At 53.5% G+C, this 22,386-nt stretch carries 17 protein-coding genes; 10 read left to right on the forward strand and 7 right to left on the reverse strand.

The window, feature by feature from the left end; all coding sequences use genetic code 11:
* Positions 1-136 precede the first annotated feature (136 nt).
* On the reverse strand, positions 137-1,858 hold the full coding sequence (locus ACO2Q8_RS04360) for a PQQ-dependent sugar dehydrogenase (protein WP_423343560.1): 1,722 nt from the start codon (positions 1,856-1,858) through the stop codon (positions 137-139).
* Positions 1,859-2,006: 148 nt separating this feature from the next.
* Between ACO2Q8_RS04360 and ACO2Q8_RS04365 the strand changes: the two genes are divergently transcribed.
* The 4 genes from ACO2Q8_RS04365 to ACO2Q8_RS04380 all read left to right on the forward strand — a co-directional run bounded on the left by ACO2Q8_RS04365 (position 2,007) and on the right by ACO2Q8_RS04380 (position 4,854).
* Positions 2,007-2,672: an SWIM zinc finger family protein gene (locus tag ACO2Q8_RS04365; RefSeq protein ID WP_423343561.1), complete on the forward strand. Its 666-nt coding sequence runs from the start codon at positions 2,007-2,009 to the stop codon at positions 2,670-2,672.
* Positions 2,673-2,716: 44 nt separating this feature from the next.
* Positions 2,717-2,914 (forward strand): hypothetical protein, encoded by a 198-nt coding sequence (locus ACO2Q8_RS04370; RefSeq protein ID WP_423343562.1) that lies wholly within the window; start codon positions 2,717-2,719, stop codon positions 2,912-2,914.
* Between the two features lie 89 nt (positions 2,915-3,003).
* The gene (locus tag ACO2Q8_RS04375; RefSeq protein WP_423343563.1) at positions 3,004-3,936 is read left to right on the forward strand and encodes an HNH endonuclease; all 933 of its coding nucleotides are present in this window, start codon (positions 3,004-3,006) and stop codon (positions 3,934-3,936) included.
* Between the two features lie 63 nt (positions 3,937-3,999).
* Positions 4,000-4,854 carry a DUF3037 domain-containing protein gene (locus tag ACO2Q8_RS04380; RefSeq protein WP_423343564.1) on the forward strand — a complete coding sequence of 285 codons (855 nt, stop codon included), beginning with the start codon at positions 4,000-4,002 and terminating at the stop codon, positions 4,852-4,854.
* Between the two features lie 17 nt (positions 4,855-4,871).
* Here ACO2Q8_RS04380 and ACO2Q8_RS04385 read toward each other — a convergent pair whose 3' ends face one another.
* The 6 genes from ACO2Q8_RS04385 to ACO2Q8_RS04410 form a co-directional block, all read right to left on the reverse strand.
* Positions 4,872-5,813, reverse strand: coding sequence for a carbohydrate-binding family 9-like protein (locus ACO2Q8_RS04385; RefSeq protein ID WP_423343565.1), 942 nt, complete (start codon positions 5,811-5,813; stop codon positions 4,872-4,874).
* 86 nt (positions 5,814-5,899) lie between these two features.
* Positions 5,900-7,678, reverse strand: coding sequence for a Wadjet anti-phage system protein JetD domain-containing protein (locus tag ACO2Q8_RS04390; RefSeq protein WP_423343566.1), 1,779 nt, complete (start codon positions 7,676-7,678; stop codon positions 5,900-5,902).
* On the reverse strand, positions 7,665-11,147 hold the full coding sequence (locus ACO2Q8_RS04395) for an ATP-binding protein (RefSeq protein ID WP_423343567.1): 3,483 nt from the start codon (positions 11,145-11,147) through the stop codon (positions 7,665-7,667). The genes ACO2Q8_RS04390 and ACO2Q8_RS04395 overlap by 14 nt, the downstream gene beginning before the upstream one ends.
* Positions 11,134-11,736: a DUF4194 domain-containing protein gene (locus ACO2Q8_RS04400; RefSeq protein WP_423343568.1), complete on the reverse strand. Its 603-nt coding sequence runs from the start codon at positions 11,734-11,736 to the stop codon at positions 11,134-11,136. The genes ACO2Q8_RS04395 and ACO2Q8_RS04400 overlap by 14 nt, the downstream gene beginning before the upstream one ends.
* Positions 11,737-11,779: 43 nt before the next feature.
* Complete coding sequence (locus ACO2Q8_RS04405; RefSeq protein WP_423343569.1) at positions 11,780-13,234, reverse strand: DUF3375 domain-containing protein; 1,455 nt, start codon at positions 13,232-13,234, stop codon at positions 11,780-11,782.
* A gap of 117 nt (positions 13,235-13,351) precedes the next feature.
* The gene (locus tag ACO2Q8_RS04410) at positions 13,352-14,380 is read right to left on the reverse strand and encodes a helix-turn-helix transcriptional regulator (protein ID WP_423343570.1); all 1,029 of its coding nucleotides are present in this window, start codon (positions 14,378-14,380) and stop codon (positions 13,352-13,354) included.
* A 135-nt stretch (positions 14,381-14,515) separates the two neighbouring features.
* Here ACO2Q8_RS04410 and ACO2Q8_RS04415 point away from each other — a divergent pair, with 135 nt between their 5' ends.
* From ACO2Q8_RS04415 to ACO2Q8_RS04440, 6 genes are all read left to right on the forward strand, one after another.
* Entirely contained in the window at positions 14,516-14,926 is a 411-nt protein-coding gene (locus ACO2Q8_RS04415) for a hypothetical protein (protein ID WP_423343571.1), read from the forward strand.
* A gap of 102 nt (positions 14,927-15,028) precedes the next feature.
* On the forward strand, positions 15,029-15,493 hold the full coding sequence (locus ACO2Q8_RS04420; protein ID WP_423343572.1) for a hypothetical protein: 465 nt from the start codon (positions 15,029-15,031) through the stop codon (positions 15,491-15,493).
* 4 nt (positions 15,494-15,497) lie between these two features.
* Positions 15,498-15,677 carry a hypothetical protein gene (locus ACO2Q8_RS04425; protein ID WP_423343573.1) on the forward strand — a complete coding sequence of 60 codons (180 nt, stop codon included), beginning with the start codon at positions 15,498-15,500 and terminating at the stop codon, positions 15,675-15,677.
* A gap of 895 nt (positions 15,678-16,572) precedes the next feature.
* Positions 16,573-17,655 (forward strand): efflux RND transporter periplasmic adaptor subunit, encoded by a 1,083-nt coding sequence (locus ACO2Q8_RS04430; RefSeq protein ID WP_423343574.1) that lies wholly within the window; start codon positions 16,573-16,575, stop codon positions 17,653-17,655.
* Positions 17,656-17,756: 101 nt separating this feature from the next.
* Positions 17,757-20,960: an efflux RND transporter permease subunit gene (locus ACO2Q8_RS04435; RefSeq protein WP_423343575.1), complete on the forward strand. Its 3,204-nt coding sequence runs from the start codon at positions 17,757-17,759 to the stop codon at positions 20,958-20,960.
* A complete protein-coding gene (locus ACO2Q8_RS04440; RefSeq protein WP_423343576.1) occupies positions 20,944-22,386 on the forward strand; it encodes a TolC family protein in 1,443 nt (480 codons plus the stop codon). Before ACO2Q8_RS04435 ends, ACO2Q8_RS04440 begins: the two co-directional genes overlap by 17 nt.

Here is a 22,386-nt window from a genome sequence, read left to right on the forward strand (position 1 = left end):
CAGATTACTTTTCAAAGCTACCTTTTTTGGAAAACAATCCCTATGCAATCTTAAAGTAAGCTGCCTGTTTGGCTCATTCAAACAAAACAGGCTCCCCAACACCCTGGAGAGCCTGCCTGAGAACCGCCCGGACCGGTTACTTCCCCGTCACACAGTCTTTGATCCGGTAAATCCGGCCGTCGGCTTTGGTGTAAATGTAAAACTCGTTGTTCAGGCCCAGGCCAAACCGCAGGTCGGTTTTCTTGCTGCCGCTCAACTGCTGGAAGGTCGCGGGTTTGCCGCCCACCTCCACGGCCAGTTCCTGAATCGGCGTCTGTTTGCCCAACTGCAACTGATCGCTGTCGACAAAAAACACCCGGCCGAGTACAATGTCGCCGAAGATATACTTGCCGGTCAGCGCCGGAATGGCCGTCCCCGGGTAGACAAAACCGGCCGAAAAGGCGTTGCCCTCGTCGTGGTCATACAACGCCACCGGGTAGGTGTATTTAAAGCTGGCGTCGTTGGCGGGCAGGGCATACACGCGGTCCATGCGGCCCCGGTAATTCATCACAAACAGCCCTTCGCGCTCCGGCCAGCCGTAATCGGCCCCGGCCACGCCCAGGTTCAGCTCTTCCGACTGCGCCTGCCCGATGTCCGAAATCAGCATCTTGCCGTCGGGCGTCCAGCTAATGCGGTTCGGGTTCCGGAATCCCTGGCAAAAAATCTCCGGAAGTGCCTTCGGGTCTTTCACAAAGGGGTTGTGGACCGGAATGCCGTACTTCCCATTTTTGCTGTTTTTACCCTGCGGATCGATGCGCAGGACTTTACCCCAGGGGCGGTTTCGGTCTTTACAGATAAAATAAAAACCGTTTTCGGTTGCTCCACCGTCGCCGATGCCGATGTACAGCATCCCGTAGTCGGCGCTGCCGCGCTTGGCCAGCGGGTTGAAAGTAATTTCCTGCACGCCGTGAATCGGGGTGACCATGTTGATTCGGAACAGTTCCCGACCGGTGCCCGCGAACGTCGTCGCGCCCGGATCGGCCACTTTCCACTCGGTCAGCACCCATTGCAGCGTGACCTTGATCGAATCAGCATAGGTAAAATCAGCCCGGGCGGTGTTGGCTTTTTCGGTGTGCGTCGTATACAGCAAGCCGTTCTGGTAAAAATCCGGGTGGAAGGCGTAGCTGCCGAAACCGGTCGCCAAACCGGGCGTATGGATGAAATTCGGGCGTTCTTTTGCCATCGACATGTACGGCCGCAGGGCGTTTCCTTCCATTTCGTACAGCGTCCCGCGCAGGTCTTCCAGAAACACTCGGTTTTTCGGGCCGGGCAGCACCTGCATTTTGTTGATGCGAGCCAGGGGCACTTTGTCGGCGCTGGCCGGGGCCGTCGTTACTTCTTCGAGCACCAGCCGCAGGCCCGAGGGCGGGATTTTGGTCGGAATGGGGTCGGCCAGCGGAGCGCCCAGCAATTCGCTCCCGGCATCGACGGTCGACACTTTGCGTTTGGAATGGATGTAGGCCACCAGCGCGTCGATGTCGCCATCTTTCAGGTGCGTAAAGGGCGGCATCATCTGCTTGTATTCCTCGAAAAGCGCGTGCGCCCGGGCATCGCCACTGTTGATCACGTCCGGCGCGTTGCGGATAAACTTCTTCACCCACTCCTGGGGCACTTCGGTCGTCACGCTGGCCAGATTCGGGCCGATGCCTTTTTGCAGGAAGTTATGGCAGGCCGTGCAGTTCTGCTGGAACAATTGTTGGCCTTTGGTCAACACCGCCGGGTCGGTCGAGTAAGAACCGGTGGCGGCCGACGCGGCCGGTTTTGCGGGTTTCGGAGCTTGCTGGGCGAAGGTGTACGGAGAAACCGCTAACAGCGCCATTAGCGCGAACGCCCCGGGAAGAATTCGTTTTTTAGCAAAAAAAGAGGTTGCTCGATCAGGGATTTGGAATAGTGACGTTACTTTCATGCGTTGCTTTATTTCCGACTGAAAATTAGGGCAATATCTTGCCAAAATCAACCGATTCACGATGTTCACGAAAAACACGCTGCGGGTGCTGGCGGGTGACACGGTTTTTGCCCGGGGCGAATCGTATTACCGGCAAGGACTCGTCAAAAAACTCAAACAACGGGGCAGTACATTTGAAGCGACGGTCCACGGCTCCGAACCGACGCTGACGCCCGGCGAGGAACTGAACCTGTATTTACAAGCCCTCGAAAACCGCTGCCGGGCCGAGGGCAGCGTATCCGACTACCAGCAATTGCGCACGTTCTGGACCGACGACCAGCGTAACCGGTTTGTCGACAGCCTGAAAAGCAAGGGTGGGATCATCCACAACCACCTGTTTTACGCCCAGGTGCTCCAGGTCGAAAACCGCCCCACCGAGTTGCTGAAGCTGGTTGAAAACACCGACTGGCTGTATGTGCAGGGCCTGGACGAGATCCTGAAACTCGCGGCCCGCACCTACCCCAACGAGTGCATGGACCGGGTGATGGAGCGCAGCACGCAGTACCTCGACAGCGGCCAGCGCGGCCGGACCCTGTACGTGGCTATCGCCGGTTGGCTGACGGCGCTGAACGGTTTTCAGTCGCTCCGGCCGCAGGTGGCCATCTTCGCCGGGCATCTGTATAGTACCTACAGCCGGTTGAAGGCGCTGCGGGAGGAGTTGAGGAACGGGCGGTTGGCGGGGAAGTGAAGAAAATACCCTAATTTGTAGTACGAAACAAAATTGACGGAGTTATGCGGGCAGTATGGGAAGTAAAGGATTCGGAATGGGTGTTTTTATCGGCGCTGCTCAACAAGTTTGAATTTGTCCGCATTCAGCAAACGGACGAGCCTGACAAGACGGTAAACGCTGCCGATACGCCCAGGTTTGAAGCGATTCGGTTGAATACGCTCGGATTCCGATTTAACCGCGAGGAAGCTAATGAACGGTGAATATTTTGTTGACACGAATGTGCTTTCTTCACAGATGATTTTGAATCAATGCGGGTATCAGATTATCATAGGGTACTTATCTTGCAAGTATGAATTTTTATTTGGGTGTAACCGATTGGAATTGGTATTACTATCTGAGCAAGCTTGCGCCAGAAGACGTAAATTTTTGGCAGCCGGGTGGTCAAACTTCCTTTAAAGTTCTGAAGCCCGGTGGCGCGTTCTTATTTAAATTAAAAAGTCCGCACAACGCTATTGGTGGAATTGGCTTCTTTGCCGCCCAAAGCCAACTTCCTCTTTCACTAGCCTGGGATACGTTTGGCACACGCAATGGATGTGATAGTTTAGAGCAATTTCGAGCAAAAATCCAACAATACCGTAAAAGTCAAGAACGCAATCCCGCTATCGGTTGCATAGCACTTACCAATCCGATATTCTTTAAGCGAGAAGATTGGATACCGGTTCCCGAAAATTGGAGTAAAAGCATTATGCAAGGCAAGACTTACAGCACAACGGATAGTATTGGCCGAGCCTTATGGCAACAGATTGAAGCAGTAGTAGCAAGCTATCTGACCACAGCTCCTCCGGATCAGGATTCGTTTGCTGTAGCGGAAGAATTGCCACAGTATGACTATACGGTTTTGCAAAAAGTACGGATGGGGCAAGGCGCTTTCCGGCTTTCAGTAATTGATGCCTATCATAAACGGTGTGCCATTACAGGTGAGAAGACATTACCCGTTTTAGAAGCGGCTCATATTAAGCCCTTTGCCGAAGCTGGACCTAACCAAACATCTAATGGAATACTGCTTCGCTCTGATATGCACAAGCTATTTGACAATGGCTATATAACAATTACTCCCAGATTTAAAATTGAAATAAGTAAGCGAATTCGGGAAGAATTTGAAAATGGTAAAGAATACTATCAGTATCATGGAAAGGATTTATTTATACTCCCTGATTTAGCTATCAATAAGCCTTCCGAGCTGTACTTAGAATATCATAACAATGTAATATTTAGACCATAATTAATCTGAAATCTAGTGAACCTGCCCTAGAGCGTTTTGTAACTTTTTAACCACCCTGATCGCGTGAACGCCGTCTTCTACTATACCCTCCTTCAATATCGGTACGCTCAATCGCTGGGTGAAGTACTGAACGTCGGGGTGTTGCTCTTGTTTCCGGAGCAGCGGCAAGCGGTTTTCCGCTATCCGGAACGGTTAAGCCGCATTAGAAAGCTTTATCCCAAATTTGCGGAGAAAACGATCCGGTCCTATTTCAAAGGCATTGCCACGCGAACGAACCAGCTAACCAAACAGCCGGAAATCTTTGCCGATTATGAACAGCATCCCCGTCAACTGATCGACAACGAAATCCTGATCCGCGATTCCAGCGCCTTGCAGTTCGGTGACGTCAAAACCGCCATCCTCTACACCGACGATCTGGCAGCGATCAGTGATCAATTTTACCGATTGTATCTGTCCTTCTATGATCAGGAGGAACACCGTATCCACCATGATGAGGGTTATTTGGTAAAAGAATTTCAAAAACGACTTCGACTACGTTTGAACGGCGTATCGTTGCGCGAAGCCTTTGAACATCCGCTTACGATCAAACCCGAAGGAACTAAATTCAGCTACAAATTCCCTTTCGCCTGGCAGAACGGCACCTACAACCTGGTCAAACCGGTTAGCTTCGATCTGAAATTAGAAGAATCCATTCACGAGAAGGCCACCTTCAATTTTGGTCAATTCAGCTTGCTGCAACCGTATGCCGACCAACACAACGCCCGTTTCGACCTGCTGGTGGCCCGCCCGAAAGACAAGAATCTGTATAGCGCCTATGATGATGCCCTCCAACAGATTGAAAGGGTACCAAAGGTGAAAATCGTGGAAGAAGACGAGTTGGATAGCTATACTGCCAAGGCGGCCGAGGCTTTTCGATAAGTTTAACAAGAACCACCCTACAACGTCTTCCCCGAAAACGTAATCATCGGAAAACACTCCGGCACGTGCGAATCCCAGACGCGGTGAGCGTTCCAGGCCCAGCCGCCGTGGTCGGTGGCCGGAGCGGCTTCCTTGTAGGTGTTAAAGCGCGAAAAGTCAATCCGCCACTGGTCGTTGTTTTTCGGCGGCAGCGCCCGGTTATCGGCTTTGGCGAGATCGCCCATACTTTTCCAGGGAAACGCCAGTTCGACGGTCCACCGGCGGTCGCGGTCGGCGTTGTGGTTGATCGTTCCGTCGATGGCAACGGCGCTTTGGAGGCCCGGAAACCGGAAATCCCAGGAACCGTACCGCAGCCCGCGCGGGTGCTTTTTAAAGCCAACGCCGTTGAATTTCCGGACCTTCGGGTTGGTCAGGGCAAAGTGGAGATCCTGCGCAAAACCGCCTTTCTGGTAAGCTTCTTCCCAAATAAAAAACGCTTCGTAAATCGTCCCTAAGGCGTTGATTTCAAATTCGTAATACGTGTCTTTTCCGGCAATGAACACCTCCACATCGTTGTCGGTATACACCGGGTCGTTGTAGGTCGTCAGTTTGGCATTGATGAAGGGTTCTTCCACCCAGAAGGCTACGTAGAGGTTTTCGGTATCCCAACAGACAGCCGCCCGCGTGTCGTGAATCGTCGGACGGCCCGACACCAGATCGACAAACCGGGGAGAGCGCGGCAGTTTGGTCCAGATTTCCTCGTCCAGTTTCCCGTCGATCACAGGCGGTTTGGTGGTTCGGTAGGCGGTATATTGCTCAATGGTCTTTTGGTCGCAGGGAAAAGCCCAGCCCGTTGTATCAACCCCGGTTTTGGGTCCGGTTTCCCGAAGCGGTTTTTCGACACGCAGTCCCTGAACGAAAAAAACAGTGAGAACCAGAACCAGGAAGGAAGGCCAACCAGCGGGGCGGTATTTTTTCATGAGGAGTCGCAGCAAGTTCCGCAAACATACGGGTTACCACCCATGATTTCGCCGGTTTCCGCCAAAAAACCGTCATGATTCTGGGTTCAGGCAAACATCTCCGCGACGACAAACTGAAAATCCGGCAGTATGGGAGCCGCCGATATCACGTCCTGCCCCTTGTAGGTTTTCGACTCGTCGGGCGAGGTGTAAGCAAAAATCTTCTGCCGCTTCGGTGCAATGTACCAGACCAACTGCGCGCCCCCGTCGAAATAATCCTGCAACTTGTCCAGCACGTCTTCGTACGATTCCGAATCCGACAGAATTTCGATGGCGAAAACCGTACTGATTCGTTCTTTTCGGCGAATGGCCGCTTTCTGATCGGCGGTGACGTAGGTTAAATCCGGAATCCGCTTGCGGGCACCATCTACGTACGAATCCAACTCAGGCAACAATTCATTCCCTTGTTTCGACAGGCTAGATTGATAAAACTGACGAACTAAAAAGCTGGTGATAAAAATTTCATCTTGTTTCATGGCGGGCTTTGGGATAATGCGGCCGCGCACAAATTCATAGCCGCCTTCGTGGGCGTGCGTCTGCTCCCAGGCTTCAAACTCGTCGACGGTTTGCAGGTCAGTCGGCAAGGTGGGTGTCGTTGGCGTGGCAATCATAAGGGTACAGTCAATGGTCTTGATCAAATTTACAAAACCGGCGGCAGAAACGCCAGTATGGATTAGCAGTTGTTCCCGTACCCATTCCTCGCTCAGCCGCTCCTGCTCAATCCGCCAGTTATTCCGTTTCAATAAACCGAATAACGTCTGTTCTTCTTCGGTCAAAAAGGGCAACGAAACCACCGTTGTTTTTTCGCCCTCACTTACAAGGTCGTCATGCGCATCAAACGTGGCCTGATCCATGAGCAGCGCCTGAGTCTTCGGAAAGTGCTTGCGGCATTGGTTCAATAGCTGAAAACCGTGCGCATCCAAATCGCCCCAGTATAGAACCGTTTTCTCGCGCAGCCACGTTACCTCGGCCAGACATTCAATTTGAAAACCGCCACCCGACCAGATCGCAACGGCCTGAGACAGGGGCGGAAATGTCAGAAAATTCAATTGATTTTCGCAGATAACCACCTGCGTTGCGGATTGGCTGTGCCGGGCAAAGGCCGACAGCGGCAAACCAAAGTCATCATGTTCCCCGTTCAGCCGGAGGGTATCGTCCAGCGCCCGGATGCGAATCATGGGTTCGGGAACGAGCAGTCCCAGCCGTTTCTGCCACGTTTTCTGCCCAGGTTGAAGCAAGTCGGGACGCATAACGCCCAGCAAACTCAGCAGCAAACCGTGTCGCTCTTCCAGAAATTTAGTATGAACCGGCAAAGGCAGTTGTCGAACATAGTAACGCCCGGGTTCATATGTATCCCGAAAAAACCGACAAATCGCTACCCAGTGAGGCCAGTCGTCGGCATTTTCGAGTAACCGAAGCGGATTTTGATGCAACCAAAGCTCCAGTTCCGGTACAATTTCGCGCGTTTGCTCAGCCAGTGAGGTGAACCGCTGAAAAGCCGGTTTTTGGTCAATCAACTGTAGAAAGTCATCGAGCGTAGCGACGCTGATACCGGTAATGTAGGCGTTTTGCCCCACGGAACGACCGCTTTCTATCTTCCAGTGCAACGTGTACCCAGAACCGACAACGGCCCTGGAGGCCCGGTGCAGCGCGTCCTGCTCCTGCTGAATGGCCGCAAACCGCGCCAGTTTGTCGGCGGCTCTGGTCAGGCCGATCTGCGGAATTGCCTTCGGAAAAAAGGTTTCCAGCGTACCGCCCAGCCAGGCGCGCAGCACGTCCGGCCACCAGCGTTCGGCTTTTTGCCGCACTTCCTCAGGACTGATCATCGTTCACGGCGGTTTTTTGCAACTCCCGTGCGACGGTCCGATTTGCCTCCTGATACGCCTGGATCGTTAGGTTGCGCACTTTTGAGGTTTCGTTGGTCCCTTTAGCGATGTAATGAACGTGTTGCACGTAATTTTCAATGGTCCGGATTTTCTCGCCGGGGGTCACGATGAGCAGTTGCAGGTTCATTTTACCGAACAATTCCAGCCCAAAACGCGTACTGGCTTTTGAACCACGCCCAAACGCTTCGTCGATGACCACCAGCCGAAACGTGCGCGGAGAACCTTCCCAGGTAATGTTGTACTGGTAGGAAATCGCCGACGCCAGAATGGTGTAGGCCAGTTTCTCTTTTTGCCCCCCTGATTTGCCCGACGAATCGCTGTAATACTCTTTTTCGGCCTGGGTTTCTTTGTACCGTTCGCTGGCGCCGAACGAGTACCATTGCCGGACATCGGTCACTTTTTCGCGCCACCGCCGATCCACTTCATCCTGGCTCATCAGCTTATCCAAAATGAGTTTAACATCGGTAAATTTACGCTCGGCGTAGTTGTCCGCATCACCCGGGGTCGTGCTCAGACAGTTGCGCAGGTCGTTCTTAAACGTCATCAGATCCGAGGTCGTAACCGGTTCGGGCACCAACTGAATGTAGGTATCGAGCGTGTTATCGTAGGTAATATCGGACAATCGCTCGTTGATTTTGCTGATTTTGTCCTGCACATCCTTGTCATACCGGCCCAACCGCATCTGCAAAATGGCGATGCTGTTGATGGTTCCTTCTTTGAGTTCTTTCCGAAACCGGTCCTGATGGCGGGGCAAATCATCATCGGCAATGCGCCGGTGCAATTCTTCGTAGTCGCGGGCGGCCGTGGGCGCAGCACTCGCTTCAAAATCGCGACTCTCGACCGGAAATTCGTGTCCGAACTGCTGCATCTTCTTGACAATCTCCACCTCCAGTTTACTTTTTTGCTTCGTCAATTCGCCGATTTCGCCCTGCTTGCCCGTCAGCAGTTTGTGGAGTTCGTCCTGTTTGCGCTCGATGTTGCCGGCATTCAAATCCGTCGCACCCAACCGATTAATAAGGCCGGTTTTTTGGGCTTCCGAAAGCTGGTTGTCGGGAATGGTGAGCCGATTGAGTCGTTGCAGCCAGAGCGGCAATTGCTCCATGACATCGTCATCACTCCGGAAAAAGGATTCCAGCCAATCCAGATCCTTGTTCATGACGCCCAGGGTATCGAGCGCATCGAATAATTTCTGAGCCAGTGTCGTCGTTTGATTTTTCAGTTTTCCAACGTTCTCCGCCTGTTTGTTCAAGGCTACTTTTTTATTACTCAGCTCTTTATCGGTTTTGGCAATGGCCTCTTCCAGCCGACTCAGCTCGTCCGATTGCTGTTGCAATAACTGCTTTTCGTCTTCCAGTTGGTCAATCTCCAAAGCCGTCCGCATCCAATCCAACTCGGCAAAATCACGGTGTTTGCGGAGGTCATTGACGGCATCTTCCTGCTCCCTTAACCGTTTCAAATTTTGTTCCTGCTGATCAAATAGCTTCTTGGTTTGCCCGATCCGTTCATCCAACTGGGCCAACTCCGCCGTCAAATCACGAATCTTCTGCTCATTGCTCCAACCCAGGACGTAATTCCGGCGGTCGTTCAGGTCGCGTCGGTCGTCTTTTTCGTGTCGCATCTTACCGGTTTTCACCTGGCCGTTGCGGGTCATGGCGTAGGGCGTCCGGCGGTATTCGTCCAGCGATTCGCAGCAAATCAGGTTATGCTCCTGCCGCAGTTGTGCATCGATCCAGTCAAAAAACGCGCTGTCTTCTTTGATGTCAACCTTGTTCACCAACGACTGCCCCGAAACCCGGTCGGCATAACGCAGTTCGTGGCCGATGGCCCGGTAATACACCACGCGCTCGCCCAGCGTGATCCGTTCCATCGTTTCCACCAACCTGCCATACTGCGCATCCGCCACCAGCAGGCTCAGCCCCAGCCCGCGCAACCGGCGCTCGATGGCACCTTCCCAGGCGGTTTCCTCCGGTTTTACCCGAATCAGTTCGCCCACAAACGGCAGATCGGCTTCCGGCAGTCCGGCGGTCTCGGCGATGCGTCGGCGGATGGCCAGCCAGCGGTCCGGAATTTGGGTTTTCCGCTGCTTCAGCGACGCAATTTCGGTTTGCAGTTCGGTCCGTTCGTCGGCCCGTTTCTGAAGCTGGGTTACCAACTGATCCCGTTCGGTTTGCGCAACCGAGCGCTGTTTTTCGATCCGTTCGGTCAACGGATGAAGTTGCCGCAGGTTCGTCGCAAACGTATCCACATCGAGCGAATTGGATAACCCCAGCGTATCGCACAGTTCACGGTACCGCCGGGCATTGGCTTCCCGTCCCGCCCGGAGGGTTGTTTTCGTGGCGATTTCCTGTTCGATAGACTTGAGCCGCCGACCCGCCGAGGAGTTTTCCCGATCCTGTTTTAACTCATGCAGGCGGTTTTGCAAATCGTCGACTTCCTGATTCAGTTGGTCGCGCTTGCCCGCTTCGATTCCGTAGTAGGTATCGCAGGCTTCCAGTTCCTCGCGGTAAATCTGCGTTTTGTGGTAGGCAAAAAACAGCGGTAATTTTTCGGCCAGTTCTTCAAGGTCCGCAATGGCGGTTTCCCGCTGGCGGTACTCTGCCAACCGCTGGGTGATCGGTTCGAGGAGTTGCAACTGCCGCCGGGCCCGCTGCACGGCTTCGTAAGCGGCATTCAGCTCTTCAAACCGGTGGATCACTTCCTCGATCGTTTGGTCGATGTCGGTTTTGCTGAGCATCTGCGCCCGCACAAAGTCGGTCAGGTTGGCGACCTGCTTCATCGAAATTGTCTGGTAGAAGAGCTCCAGGGCCTCTTCCGTCCGGATGCCGAGCAGCGCCCGAAACCGGGTCGTGTAGTCTTCAAACGTATCGAAAACACCCTCTTTCTGCTCCCGCAGCCGTCTTTTCAGGTCGCGAATGTTCTCAAAACCGGTGAATTGCTCCCGAATGGTTAGATTTCGCTCCGAGACGACAAAAAATTTATGGGGCGACTCCGTGCCATCCGTCAGCCAGAACACCTGCGCCAGCGTGACGCCCTGCTGCGTGTGCTGGTTGTAAAAATAAGCCAGCAACACCGAATGGGTGGTGGCCGGATCGCGCAGATAAACCGCCTTGCTTTTGTGCGACGTCTCCAGCTTTTCGCCTTTGAAAGCGCCCAGCACGTACGATTTCAGGTTTCGTTCGCGCTTTTCAGAACCGGCCGCTTTGTTGCACGTGATTTTCTGGTGCGGCACTAGCAAGGTCGTCAGCGCATCGACCAGCGTGGATTTTCCCGCGCCGATGTCGCCCGTAATCAGGGCATTATCGCCCTGGGGTTCCACCTGCCACACTTTCTGGTGAAACGTGCCCCAGTTCAGAATTTCCAGGCGGTGCAGGCGGTAACCGGCTTTGGCGTAGGGGTCAGTCGGCGTCATGGTCGGTCGGTAGTTTGAAGTAGATGAGGGCGTACTGCCGGAGCTTTTCTTCGAATTCGGCCATAAATTCCAGGTCAACGAACGAGTTCAGAATCCGCCGGACTTCAAATTCATCGCCTTCGTTGCTAAGTTTTCGCAGCAACCCGTATTTTTCGAGCGTATTGATCGACTCATTGGTTTTGTCACGTACTTTGGTTTCATCGGTTTGTCCGCTATTCAGAAAGTGGCTCAACTGTTCCTGCATCTCTGTGCGACTGACCCGCAGTATATTTTCGCCCGAAAACCGCTGGTGTTCAATCAATTGCTTACGAAGCAGCACCGCCAGCAGCGTGGTCGGGTAGTTGAGCGGACGCTTCTCGATCAACGTGGGCAACTGCTCCCGGATATCATCGTCGACGACCAGTTCCGTCACCCGGGCGTAGCCTTCCGCTTCGTCCAGATACAGGTCACCGCCCCATTCAGCGAAATGCTTCCGAACCTCGTACTGGTGTTTGAGCAGGAGCCGCCACAGTTTGTCCTGATGCTGATAGATCGGGGCTTTGTAAAGTGCCCCCAACACTTGTGCTCTTTCTAGTTTAGCAGAATCCATACATTTTTTGTTGGACAATCAACCAATAAAAACACGCTGTTATTCAGCGGATAAACAGGATTTTCGGTAATCTCACCGTCCGCCTGACACCGTCGATCGTATACGTCAGTTCGTCGCCGACTTCCTCGCTGATCGTGGCTTTGGCCTGGGCTTCACTTTGCGTCGCCAGGGTCAGGTATGCAACAATTTCGGCCAGCCCTTTTTCGGGCGGAAACTCCGCCAGCACCATCGGCAGCGACGCCTGCGACCGCTGGCGCAGCACCTGCTGAATGTTACTTTCCAGCCGTTCCAGCGACACGTCATCATCGGTCAGTAACAGGGAGACATCCGCGTCTTCCTCCCCGGCTTCGACGCCTTCCGACCGGATCACCGATCCCGATACGGGCCTGAACAACGGGCGGTTCAGGAAAAAATCGAGCTGCGGTTTTCCTTCGATGAGCATCAGATCCCGGTCTTTCGGCGGACGGGCTTTCACCCGAACGGCCCATTCCAGGATCGACTCGACTTTCTGGAGAATATGCTTGTGTTCGCGAAAAAAATTCGTTTCAATCAATCGGCGGAGGCTCTTTACAATCAGATCATTTGCTTTGGTGACGCTGCTCCCGGCTTCCAGCAGATCGAACTTGAGTCGGTCAAGATCACGCAAATCGGCGGTTTGCAAATCAGGCAGTTGCGTGACCATCGTCACCAGGGCATCGAACTCGTCCTGCCGGGCCTGGTTCATCAACAACTCCCAGAACGCCCGAAAGCTCTTGCCCTGATCGCGCTCCCAGATCCGCGCATCGATCGTGGCAAACAGGTTATCCAGCAATCGCCCTTTGGAAAGGGAAGTCGTCAGGATTTCGTCGCGAAGTTCCCCGTCGATTTGCCGGAAATTGTGTTCGACCTGCCGAAAATCGGCCAGCAGGCGCCGGGCGGTTTCCTGCACCAACTGAAAATTCTCGCGGACCTGGGTCGAATCCCAGACATCGAGTTCCCCCTGTTCAATGCGCGCGATCTCTGCTTCTTTCTCCCGGATTTCCCGGCGCAATTGCTCGATTCGGGACGCTTTGTCGGTTGAACTCCGGTAGGCCAACTGTTCGAGCAAACTCAGCAACGTCCGCAGCCGCGACTCGGTACCGACAAATTCATGCTGGTCGAGTTCCTGCAACCACCGCAGCAACAGGGCCGCATCGGGCGTAAGTTCATAAAAAGGTTCTTCGTGGGTCAGGTCATCATAAAACCGTCGCAGCATCCCATCGTTCGTCCATTCCTCCAAATAATCGCGGGGCGGTTTGGTCTGCTCATCCAAGAGGTCGGCCGCCAGCAAAAAATCCGTGAGCCGGTTGATGAGATCAGGCTGGACATATCGGTTTTGACGACGGTACTCAAAGGCTTCGAACAGAAACGACACCAGGAGCGGAAAACCGTCGGCCCGTTTCCGAAAAGCGGCCAAAACCGGATGCCGTTCGTAGAGCGTTTTAGCCCAATGATAATCGAGAGTCGGTTTAGCCGCCATGAATCAGGTTGTAGGTCAGTCGTAAACAAAAATAGTTGAACCTAAACGTAACCTATTTATGCTCAACCATTTTATTTTCTAAAACGATAAAACCTTTGGCAACACCTACCGTCCGATTCAATACCGCGCCAGCGTCGCCCGCAACGACTCGGTCATCATCCGCACCAGGCTTTCGGGTTGCAGCACTGTCAGGTGTTCGCCGTAGCTACGGAGGTGCATCAGCAGGTCGCGGTTGGGGGCCAGCCGCAGCCGGACCACGCAGGCGGTGTCGTCGTCACGCAGCACTTCCTGCGTCTGGTGGATCGGTTTGGCCTTCACGTAGCGGCCAAACAGGGGCGTAAACGACAGCACAATTTCCTCCACGGGGTCGCTGGTGTCGGTAATGCCGTAAATGTGTTCGAAGAACTCCGACACGTAGGCCAAAACCGCATCCGGCACGGCGCAGGGTTCGTCCAGAATTTCCAGTTCGCTCATGCGGTCGAGGGCGTAGGTTTTTTCGCGACCACTGCTTTCGTCGTAGCCAATCACGTACCAGCTATCGGCCACTTCCCGCAATAGAATCGGGTGCAGCATCCGGGGCCGTTCGGCCCCGGCGGTTTCGGGGACCGGGCCGTCGTGCTTGCGGTAGTGAAACGATACCTGCCGGTTTTGGTTGACGGCCCGGATCAAAACCGGCACGTACTGCCGGTTTCCGCCCAGCACTTTTTCTTCCACGTACACCACTTTCCGGCCCGGTCCCAGAGTGTTACCGTCTTCCGGCCGGACTTCCCGGACAATATCCAGGCTCTGCCGCACCTTCTGCAACGCATTGGTCAGTTCGGCCACGACCGGCGCGCCCTGTGTAGCCGCCAGCACCTCGCGGGCGTAATCAAGCGCTTCCATGTCGTCGGGTGTGAGCATCAGCCGAAGCAGCCGGAACTGCGGATCGGTGTAATAGTAGCCGTTGCAGCGTTTGTCGTAGGCAATGGGCGCGTCGTGGTCCTCGCGCAGCCGCTGAATGTCTTTTTCAAGCGATGATACCGAACGGATTCCGCAGTGTTCGCGCAGGAGTTCGAACAGCTTTTGCTTCGAATACCGGCGCGGATGGCGGCTGATTACTTCATCAATCAGGCGGTAACGCTGGAAGGCAGAACGGGTTATCGGCATACGTCAGACTATTTTAGCTGCAAGGAAGGAATTTTTTTTGGCAAAAAATTAGAACAACGTAAAAAGAATACGTTCTGGCCCAACCACTTTTGTATCGTTCAACGTCCTCAACCGAACAGCAAACAACAACGATCCATGACTGCTACACTCTCAACCTCCCAAACGCTAGCTTCGACCTCCCGGCGCATCACGCACCGCCCAACCCGGCTTTCGGCCCGCCAGTTGCTGGATGTCGAACTCGGCTTGTTTCTGCTTTCGGAACTGCTTCCCACGGCTGCGCCCGACGCCCTGCCCGGTTTGCTCCGGGCTTCCGAACCCGCCTGGGACTTCCGGACTGCCCGCCAGCATAAACTTCGCAGCCGGGGTCTGGCGCTGCTGGCCCACCTGACCGATGCCCACCGCTGGCAGCAATTGCTGGAACTATACATACTGGCCCCCGTTGATCTGCAAGCCTACGACATCAGCCGCGACCGCAGCCGGTTTCAGTTGAAAACCGTCGGTTTTTCGCGAAACCGGGTCAGCATTTTACGGAAAGTGCTAGGCTGAAAAAAAGTTGAAAAAAAAGTTGACAACGTAAAAAGATTACGTTCTTCCAGGTGCATTTTTGTTATGAACAACACGTCGACCTGACCGACGGTAAACAACACGATGATGAACGCACTGCCTTTGTCCGACGCTCCCCTCGCCCGCCAGTTGAGTCCGTTTTTGCTGCACTGGCAGGAACCGCTGGCGACGCAACTCCGCTATCAGCACGAGTTGCCCGGCCAGGTAGCCAACCGGTTGCTGAACGTCGAACTGGGGTTGTTTCTGCTGGCCGAGTTGCTGCCGCTGGCCCCCCCGCAGGCCCTGCCGGAGTTGCTCAATGGCGAGGGCGTTGTCTACCAGCTCCGTCCCGTCTGGAAACCGCGCCAGCACCGGTATCTGAACCGCGCCCGGGCGCTGCTGGCTCCGTACCAGGACCGCGACCGCTGGCTGGCGGCCCTGGCCAAGTACGATACGCTGCCGACGAGTCTGCGGGCGTTCGGATCACACGAGCCGGGCAGTTGCGGGGCGGAAATCCACCGGAGTATTCTGCGCAGTCGGGAAGACCTTTTTCGCCAGGCGCTGGTCTGACACCATGATCCCGTTTCTTCACTCCGCATCTGCCACGACACTCATGGCCTTGAAAATCCTGTCGTTACTCGTGTTCCAGAACAAGCCGCTGGTGCTCTTTACGTTGGCTTGCCAGGCCACCCAGGCCCGGTTTCAGGTCATGCTGTATCTGTTTTCACTGCGCCGGTTTTTTCCGTTCACTTAGAGTACGGTTTTGATCGTTTGTCTCCATCAGTTCTGCTTCCCCTTACCTCATCCAACCGTCTCCGCCAAACCAAAATTTTCATCGGTGTCGACATGCGCTGTCGACGGACCCGGCCTTCTTTATCTATTTCTCAAATTAAAATAGAATAATCTCCAAATATTACAATAAAAAAGAAGTTTCGAAACAATTTTAATCCCTTTTTAACGTGCCTTTAACGCCCAATTAAGGACCAGAAGCGCTCTTTGTAGTGTCTTTTAAAATACCTCCTATCCAAAGCGCAACAGGTCTGTTTGTACCTGGCTAAGCTGAACACCGAGATGATTCAAGCCGGAAGGAAATATATTCTAACACTGTGCATTCTTCTACTGAGCGGATGGGGATATGTTTATGCAGATAAACCGGAAACGTCAGATCAGAATCAACCGGAAATCCTGCATCAAAAGACTGAATACATTCGCTTTGATTGTACATCGACCAGCCCCAAAGTAATCGACAGACATATCTTTTTGGGGCTGAATGGTAATGAAAACCTTTATATAGAGGAAAGCGAGGAGGATGATAAATTAACTTCTCTAAAGAAGTATAGGAAGGCATGTACCTTTACTTTTTTAAATCAACTAGTTATCGTATACCTCTGCCGTACTAAAAAATTTTCTTTCTCCTACAGGTCTTTCCCCTACTCCTTCCCGGACAGGCATATTCTACTTCGCGTAATCAGAGTTTGATTGAAAGTTTCCAATCGGCAAAGTCGATTGACTTAATCTTGACGTACATGCACTTTTGCCGGTTTTTATCATAAACCGGAAGTCAAATCCCGAGCCCAGATCCGTAGCATTATTCTGCCGACGCCTGACTATTTTTTCCGTAAATCCCCTACTATTAAATGCAAATCCTCATGAAAAAAATCATGATGATCATGAGCCTGTGCGTGTTGTTACTCCACACCGGCTGTGAATCCAAAAAAGAAGAAAAAGAAGAAGAAACTGAGTTTCTGGTCACCAGTCCGCTAAAAAAGGATACGACAATTGTCCGGAATTACGTCAGTCAAATTCGCTCCATCAGCCACATTGAGTTGCGCGCTTTGGAAAAAGGCTATTTACAGAAAATCTTTGTCGATGAAGGGCAGCTAGTCCACAAGGGGCAGCTCATGTTTCAAATCATGCCCATGCTATACCAGGCCGAACAGCAAAAAGCGCAGGCGGAGGCCAATTTCGCGGAAATAGAGTACAAAAACACCAAATCGCTGGCTGATAGCAATGTGGTTTCCAAAAATGAACTGGCGCTGGCCAAGGCCAAGCTCGACAAGGCCAAAGCCGAACTGGCCTTAGCCCAGGTTCATTTAGGCTTTACCCAAATCCGGGCTCCGTTCGATGGCATTATGGACCACTTTCAGGTGCGGCTAGGAAGCCTCGTCAACGAAGGTGATTTACTGACAACGCTGTCTGACAACAGCAAAATGTGGGTGTATTTCAATGTACCGGAAGCCGAATACCTGGAATACAAAACCAAGGTTCAGAAAGGCGATTTCACGAAAGTAAATCTGCTGATGGCAAACAATAAACTGTTCAATTATTCGGGACAAGTGGAAACGATTGAAGCTGACTTTAACAACGAAACCGGCAACATTGCTTTTCGGGCGACTTTTCCCAATCCAAACCGGTTACTACGACACGGTGAAACCGGCAATGTTCAGATGACTACGGCCCTTAAAAATGCGTTGCTAATCCCGCAGAAAGCCACCTTTGAAGTGCTGGAAAAAAAGTATGTGTATGTGGTGGATAAAAACAACGTAGTTCGGTCGCGGGAAATTACAATAGCCGCGGAAATGCCCCACATCTTCGCTGTACAATCCGGCCTTCAACCAGATGATAAAATCCTGCTGGAAGGCTTACGCCAAGTACGCGAAAACGAAAAAATACACTGCAAATTCCTGCAGCCGGAATCGGTTCTCTCCCATTTAAACCTGTATGCCGAATAAGTACGACGGAGCGCTGCTCCGTTGAATTTTTAGGCAGTAGTAACACCCTAGTCATCTTATGACTCAACGGAGCAGCGCTCCGTTGTACAAAACACAAGGATATGTTTAGTAAATTCATCCGCAGGCCCGTATTCGCGATTGTCCTATCGGTCATGATTGTCTTTATAGGCATCCTGGCAATCAAGAAATTACCGATTTCGCAGTTCCCGGATATTGCGCCCACTACCGTCAATATCTTCATTGCCTATCCCGGAGCCAGCGCCGATGTGCTGGTTAAATCCACACTGATTACGCTGGAACAGGCCATCAACGGCGTGCAGGACATGCGGTACATCGCTACGGATGCCACCAGCGCCGGGGAGGCCACCCTCCGAATCATCTTCGAACCAGGGACCGACCCGAACGATGCGGTTATCCGGGTCAAAACCCGGGTCGACCAGGTCATGCCCCTCTTGCCCGAACTGGTTCAGCGCGAAGGGGTGATCATTACGCCCATCCAACCCAGTATGTTGATGTACGTCAACCTTTATTCGAAGGATAAGCGGATTGACGAAAAATTCCTGTTCAACTACGCCACCGTGAAAATGATCCCGGAGATTCAGCGGACCCGGGGGGTGGCAAGGGCACAAATCCTGGGGAGCCGCCGGTATGCCATGCGTGTCTGGCTCAACCCCGACCGCATGCGGGCCTATAACATCTCCGTCGAAGAAGTGATGAAGGCCCTGGGCGAGCAAAGCATCATCGGTCGACCAGGCCGGCTTGGTCAAAGCTCCGGGATTGCCGCCCAATCGCTGGAGTATGTGCTTACCTACAAAGGCCGGTACAGCGAACCGAAGGAGTACGAAGACATTATCATCCGGGCCAATGCCGAAGGCGAAAGCATCCACCTGAAGGATATCGCTAAAGTCGAACTGGGCAGTGAATTCTTCGACATTTATTCGAACCTGGACGGTCACGCTTCGGCGGCTATTGTGTTGCGGCAAAACTACGGCAGTAACGCCAGCGAGGTCATCGATGAAGTGAAGGCGAAGCTCAATGACATGAAAGCCTCCTTTCCGCCGGGCATGGATTACCAAATCAGTTATGACGTTTCACAATTTCTGGATGCGTCGATTGAGCAGGTGATTCATACGTTGCGGGACGCATTTCTTCTTGTTGCCCTGGTGGTGTTTGTATTCCTGGGCGACTGGCGCTCGACGCTCATTCCGATTCTGGCGGTTCCGGTTTCGTTGATCGGGGCGTTTTTTGTCATTCAGCTTTTCGGGCTTTCCATCAACCTGATTACGCTCTTTGCTCTGGTGCTGGCTATCGGTATTGTGGTCGACGATGCGATTGTGGTGGTGGAAGCCGTGCATGCCAAGATGGAAGAAGAACCGCACCTCTCGCCCTTCAGTGCCGTTAAAAAAGTGCTGGGCGAGATTAGCGGAGCGATTATCGCCATTACGGCCGTCATGGTATCGGTCTTCCTGCCGATTTCGTTTATGTCGGGGCCGGTCGGAACGTTTTACCGGCAGTTCTCCATCACGATGGCGAGTTCCATTGTGATTTCGGCCCTGATCGCCCTGACGCTGACGCCCGTTTTGTGTGCCATGTTGCTGAAAAACCATCATGGACACACCAAGAAGAAAAACCTGCTGACCCGGGCGTTCGATCGCTTCAACCGGGGATTCGACAACCTGACCGGCCGGTATGTGGGTTTGTTGAAACTGATCGTCAACCGACGCGTGGTGACGTTCGGGGTGTTGCTGGCCTTCGGGGCGGGAATTTTCTACGAAAACCAGGTGCTGCCCGCCGGTTTTATTCCGAACGAAGACCAGAGCACCATTTACGCCATCATTCAGACTCCTCCGGGTTCAACGCTGGAAAAAACCAATGAGGTGTCGCAACGGCTTCAGAAAATCTGCGAAGAAGTGCCGGGCATCCAATCGGTTTCTTCGCTGGCTGGCTACGAGATCATGACCGAAGGGCGCGGTTCCAACGCCGGGACGTGTCTGATCAACCTGAAACCCTGGTCGGAGCGCGATCACAACGTGAAGGAAATCATGGAAGAACTGGAAGTGAAATCGAAGGGACTCGGCGCGACGGTCGAATTCTTTGAACCCCCGGCCATCCCCGGTTTCGGTACGTCAGGCGGTTTTTCGATGCGCTTGCTGGACAAAACCACCGACACCGACTACCGCGAATTCGATAAAATCAACAAGGACTTCATGGATGCGTTGAGCAAACGGAAAGAGCTGACGGGTCTGTTCACGTTTTTTGCGGCCAATTATCCGCAATACGAACTCGAAATCGACAACAAACTGGCGATGCAAAAAGGCGTGTCGATCGGGAAAGCGATGGAGAACCTGAACATCATGATTGGCAGTACATACGAACAGGGATTTATTAAGTTCAACCAGTTCTTTAAGGTCTACGTGCAGTCGGACCCCAGTTTCCGGCGGCTTCCCTCCGACCTGTTGAAGCTTTTTGTCAAGAACGAAGCGGGCGAAATGGTGCCTTATTCGGCCTTCATGACGCTGAAAAAAGGGCAGGGGCCGAACGAGATTACCCGGTTTAACCTCTACAATTCAGCCGCCATCCAGGGCCTTCCGGCGAAGGGCTACACCACGGCCGAAGCCATCCAGGCGATTCGGGAAGTGGCCGCCAAAACCCTGCCCAAAGGCTATGACATCGCGTTTGAAGGACTTTCCTACGATGAGTCGATCCGCGGAAATGAGGCTTTGTACGTGTTCCTGATCGTGCTGGCCTTCGTCTACTTTGTACTGGCTGCGCAGTACGAAAGCTTTATCATTCCGCTGGCCGTGGTCTTCTCGCTGCCTGTTGGGGTATTCGGTTCGTTTCTGCTGCTCAAACTGATGGGGCTGGAAAACAACATCTACGCCCAGATTGGGCTCATCATGCTCGTCGGTCTGTTGGGGAAAAATGCGGTGTTGATCGTCGAGTTTGCCGTTCAGAAACGACAGCAGGGCGAAACCATCCTGCATGCCGCCATCGAAGGCGCCCGGGTGCGTTTCCGCCCGATCCTGATGACCTCCTTCGCCTTCGTGGCCGGTCTGATTCCGCTGATCATTGCCACGGGAGCGGGTGCGATCGGAAACCGGACGATTGGCGCGTCGGCCCTCGGCGGTATGTTGTTCGGGACCATTTTCGGCGTCATCATCATTCCCGGTTTGTATTACATCTTTGGTCATCTGGCCGATGGCCGCAAGCTGATCCGGGATGAAGAAGATGATCCGCTGACCGAAGAGTTTGTCCATTCCGTAGACCGTTTCCCCCAACCCGAAGAAAGTGAAATCAACAAATAATCAACGAATTCTGAACGGCCTGGGGATCGCGCTGCTTATCCTGGGTACGGTCGGTTGCAGTGTCCCGCGTCTGGCCCAGAAAACCGAGAACCGTTCTGTTCCGGCGAGTTATTCCAACTCGCTCGACTCGGCCAATAGCGCTCAAGTCCGGTGGCAGGCGTTCTTTACCGACCCCAACCTGATTGCCCTGATCGACACGGCCCTGCGCAATAACCAGGAACTGAACATTACGTTGCAGGAGATTGAGATGTCGCGCAACGAAGTCAGCGCCCGGCAGGGGGAATACCGACCCTTTGTCGGGATTGGCGGTGGCCCCGGCATCGAAAAAACGCCCCGCTACACGCGGCTGGGAGCCGCCGAGGAGGCCAGTGAAATAAAACCGGGTCGAAAAGTACCCGATCCGCTGCCCGACTTCCGGGTGGCCGCCTATGCCCGCTGGGAGGTCGATATCTGGCACAAACTGCGCAATGCCCGGCAAGCCGCCGTGTACCGGTACCTGGCTTCGGTAGAGGGGAAAAATTTCATGGTCACCAACCTGGTCGCCGAAATTGCCAACTCCTACTACGAACTGCTGGCGCTCGATACGCAGTTGGACATTCTCCGGCGAAACATTGAGATTCAGACGAACGCGCTGAAAATCGTCCAGTTGGAAAAGGAAGCCACGCGGGTGACTGAACTGGCGGTCCGGCGGTTTCAGGCCCAGGTGCTGAATACGCAGAATCTTCAGTACGACATTCAGCAGAAAATCGTCGAAACCGAAAACCGCATTAACTTTTTGCTGGGCCGGTATCCGCAACCGATTGTCCGCGATCACCAGAATTTTGAGAAGCTGGTTCCGGCCGCTATTCAGGCGGGTCTGCCCGCGCAGTTGCTCGAAAACCGCCCGGATGTCCGCCAGGCCGAGCAGGAGCTGGCAGCCGCCAGGCTGGATATTCAGGTAGCCAGGGCCAATTTTTACCCCTCGCTGGGCATTTCCGCCAGCCTGGGTGTGCAGGCTTTCAACCCGGTTTATCTGGCAACCCTGCCCGAATCGCTGCTGGCATCGCTGGTCGGCGATCTGGCCGGACCGGTCGTTAACAAGAATGCCATTAAAGCGACCTACGCCAACGCCAACGCCCGGCAGATTCAGGCGGTTTACCAGTACGAACGAACGCTGTTAAATGCCTACATGGAGGTGGTCAATCAGCTTTCCAAAATCAGTAACCTGGAAAAAAGTTACGGCGTGAAAGCAAACGAAGTCCAGGCGTTGAATGAGTCCATCACGATTTCCAACCGACTTTTCAGTTCGGCCCGCGCCGACTACATGGAGGTGCTGCTGACCCAGCGCGATGCGCTCGAATCCCGGTTTGACCTGGTCGAGACGAAAATGCAGCAGATGAATGCCATGGTGAATGTGTACCGGGCTCTGGGGGGTGGCTGGAAGTAA

The sequence above is a fragment of the Larkinella sp. VNQ87 genome (genome assembly GCF_049445795.1).
Lineage (GTDB): Bacteria > Bacteroidota > Bacteroidia > Cytophagales > Spirosomataceae > Larkinella.

What these genes read in the sequence shown, in the direction of transcription:
- ACO2Q8_RS04370 (WP_423343562.1), top strand. Translation starts at nt 2,717, where the DNA reads ATGCGGGCAGTATGGGAAGTAAAGGATTCGGAATGGGTGTTTTTATCG.
- ACO2Q8_RS04375 (WP_423343563.1), top strand. Translation starts at nt 3,004, where the DNA reads ATGAATTTTTATTTGGGTGTAACCGATTGGAATTGGTATTACTATCTG.
- ACO2Q8_RS04410 (WP_423343570.1), bottom strand. Translation starts at nt 14,380, where the DNA reads ATGCCGATAACCCGTTCTGCCTTCCAGCGTTACCGCCTGATTGATGAA.
- ACO2Q8_RS04385 (WP_423343565.1), bottom strand. Translation starts at nt 5,813, where the DNA reads ATGAAAAAATACCGCCCCGCTGGTTGGCCTTCCTTCCTGGTTCTGGTT.
- ACO2Q8_RS04365 (WP_423343561.1), top strand. Translation starts at nt 2,007, where the DNA reads ATGTTCACGAAAAACACGCTGCGGGTGCTGGCGGGTGACACGGTTTTT.
- ACO2Q8_RS04395 (WP_423343567.1), bottom strand. Translation starts at nt 11,147, where the DNA reads ATGACGCCGACTGACCCCTACGCCAAAGCCGGTTACCGCCTGCACCGC.
- ACO2Q8_RS04405 (WP_423343569.1), bottom strand. Translation starts at nt 13,234, where the DNA reads ATGGCGGCTAAACCGACTCTCGATTATCATTGGGCTAAAACGCTCTAC.
- ACO2Q8_RS04400 (WP_423343568.1), bottom strand. Translation starts at nt 11,736, where the DNA reads ATGGATTCTGCTAAACTAGAAAGAGCACAAGTGTTGGGGGCACTTTAC.
- ACO2Q8_RS04360 (WP_423343560.1), bottom strand. Translation starts at nt 1,858, where the DNA reads ATGGCGCTGTTAGCGGTTTCTCCGTACACCTTCGCCCAGCAAGCTCCG.
- ACO2Q8_RS04435 (WP_423343575.1), top strand. Translation starts at nt 17,757, where the DNA reads ATGTTTAGTAAATTCATCCGCAGGCCCGTATTCGCGATTGTCCTATCG.
- ACO2Q8_RS04420 (WP_423343572.1), top strand. Translation starts at nt 15,029, where the DNA reads ATGATGAACGCACTGCCTTTGTCCGACGCTCCCCTCGCCCGCCAGTTG.
- ACO2Q8_RS04425 (WP_423343573.1), top strand. Translation starts at nt 15,498, where the DNA reads ATGATCCCGTTTCTTCACTCCGCATCTGCCACGACACTCATGGCCTTG.
- ACO2Q8_RS04390 (WP_423343566.1), bottom strand. Translation starts at nt 7,678, where the DNA reads ATGATCAGTCCTGAGGAAGTGCGGCAAAAAGCCGAACGCTGGTGGCCG.
- ACO2Q8_RS04430 (WP_423343574.1), top strand. Translation starts at nt 16,573, where the DNA reads ATGAAAAAAATCATGATGATCATGAGCCTGTGCGTGTTGTTACTCCAC.
- ACO2Q8_RS04415 (WP_423343571.1), top strand. Translation starts at nt 14,516, where the DNA reads ATGACTGCTACACTCTCAACCTCCCAAACGCTAGCTTCGACCTCCCGG.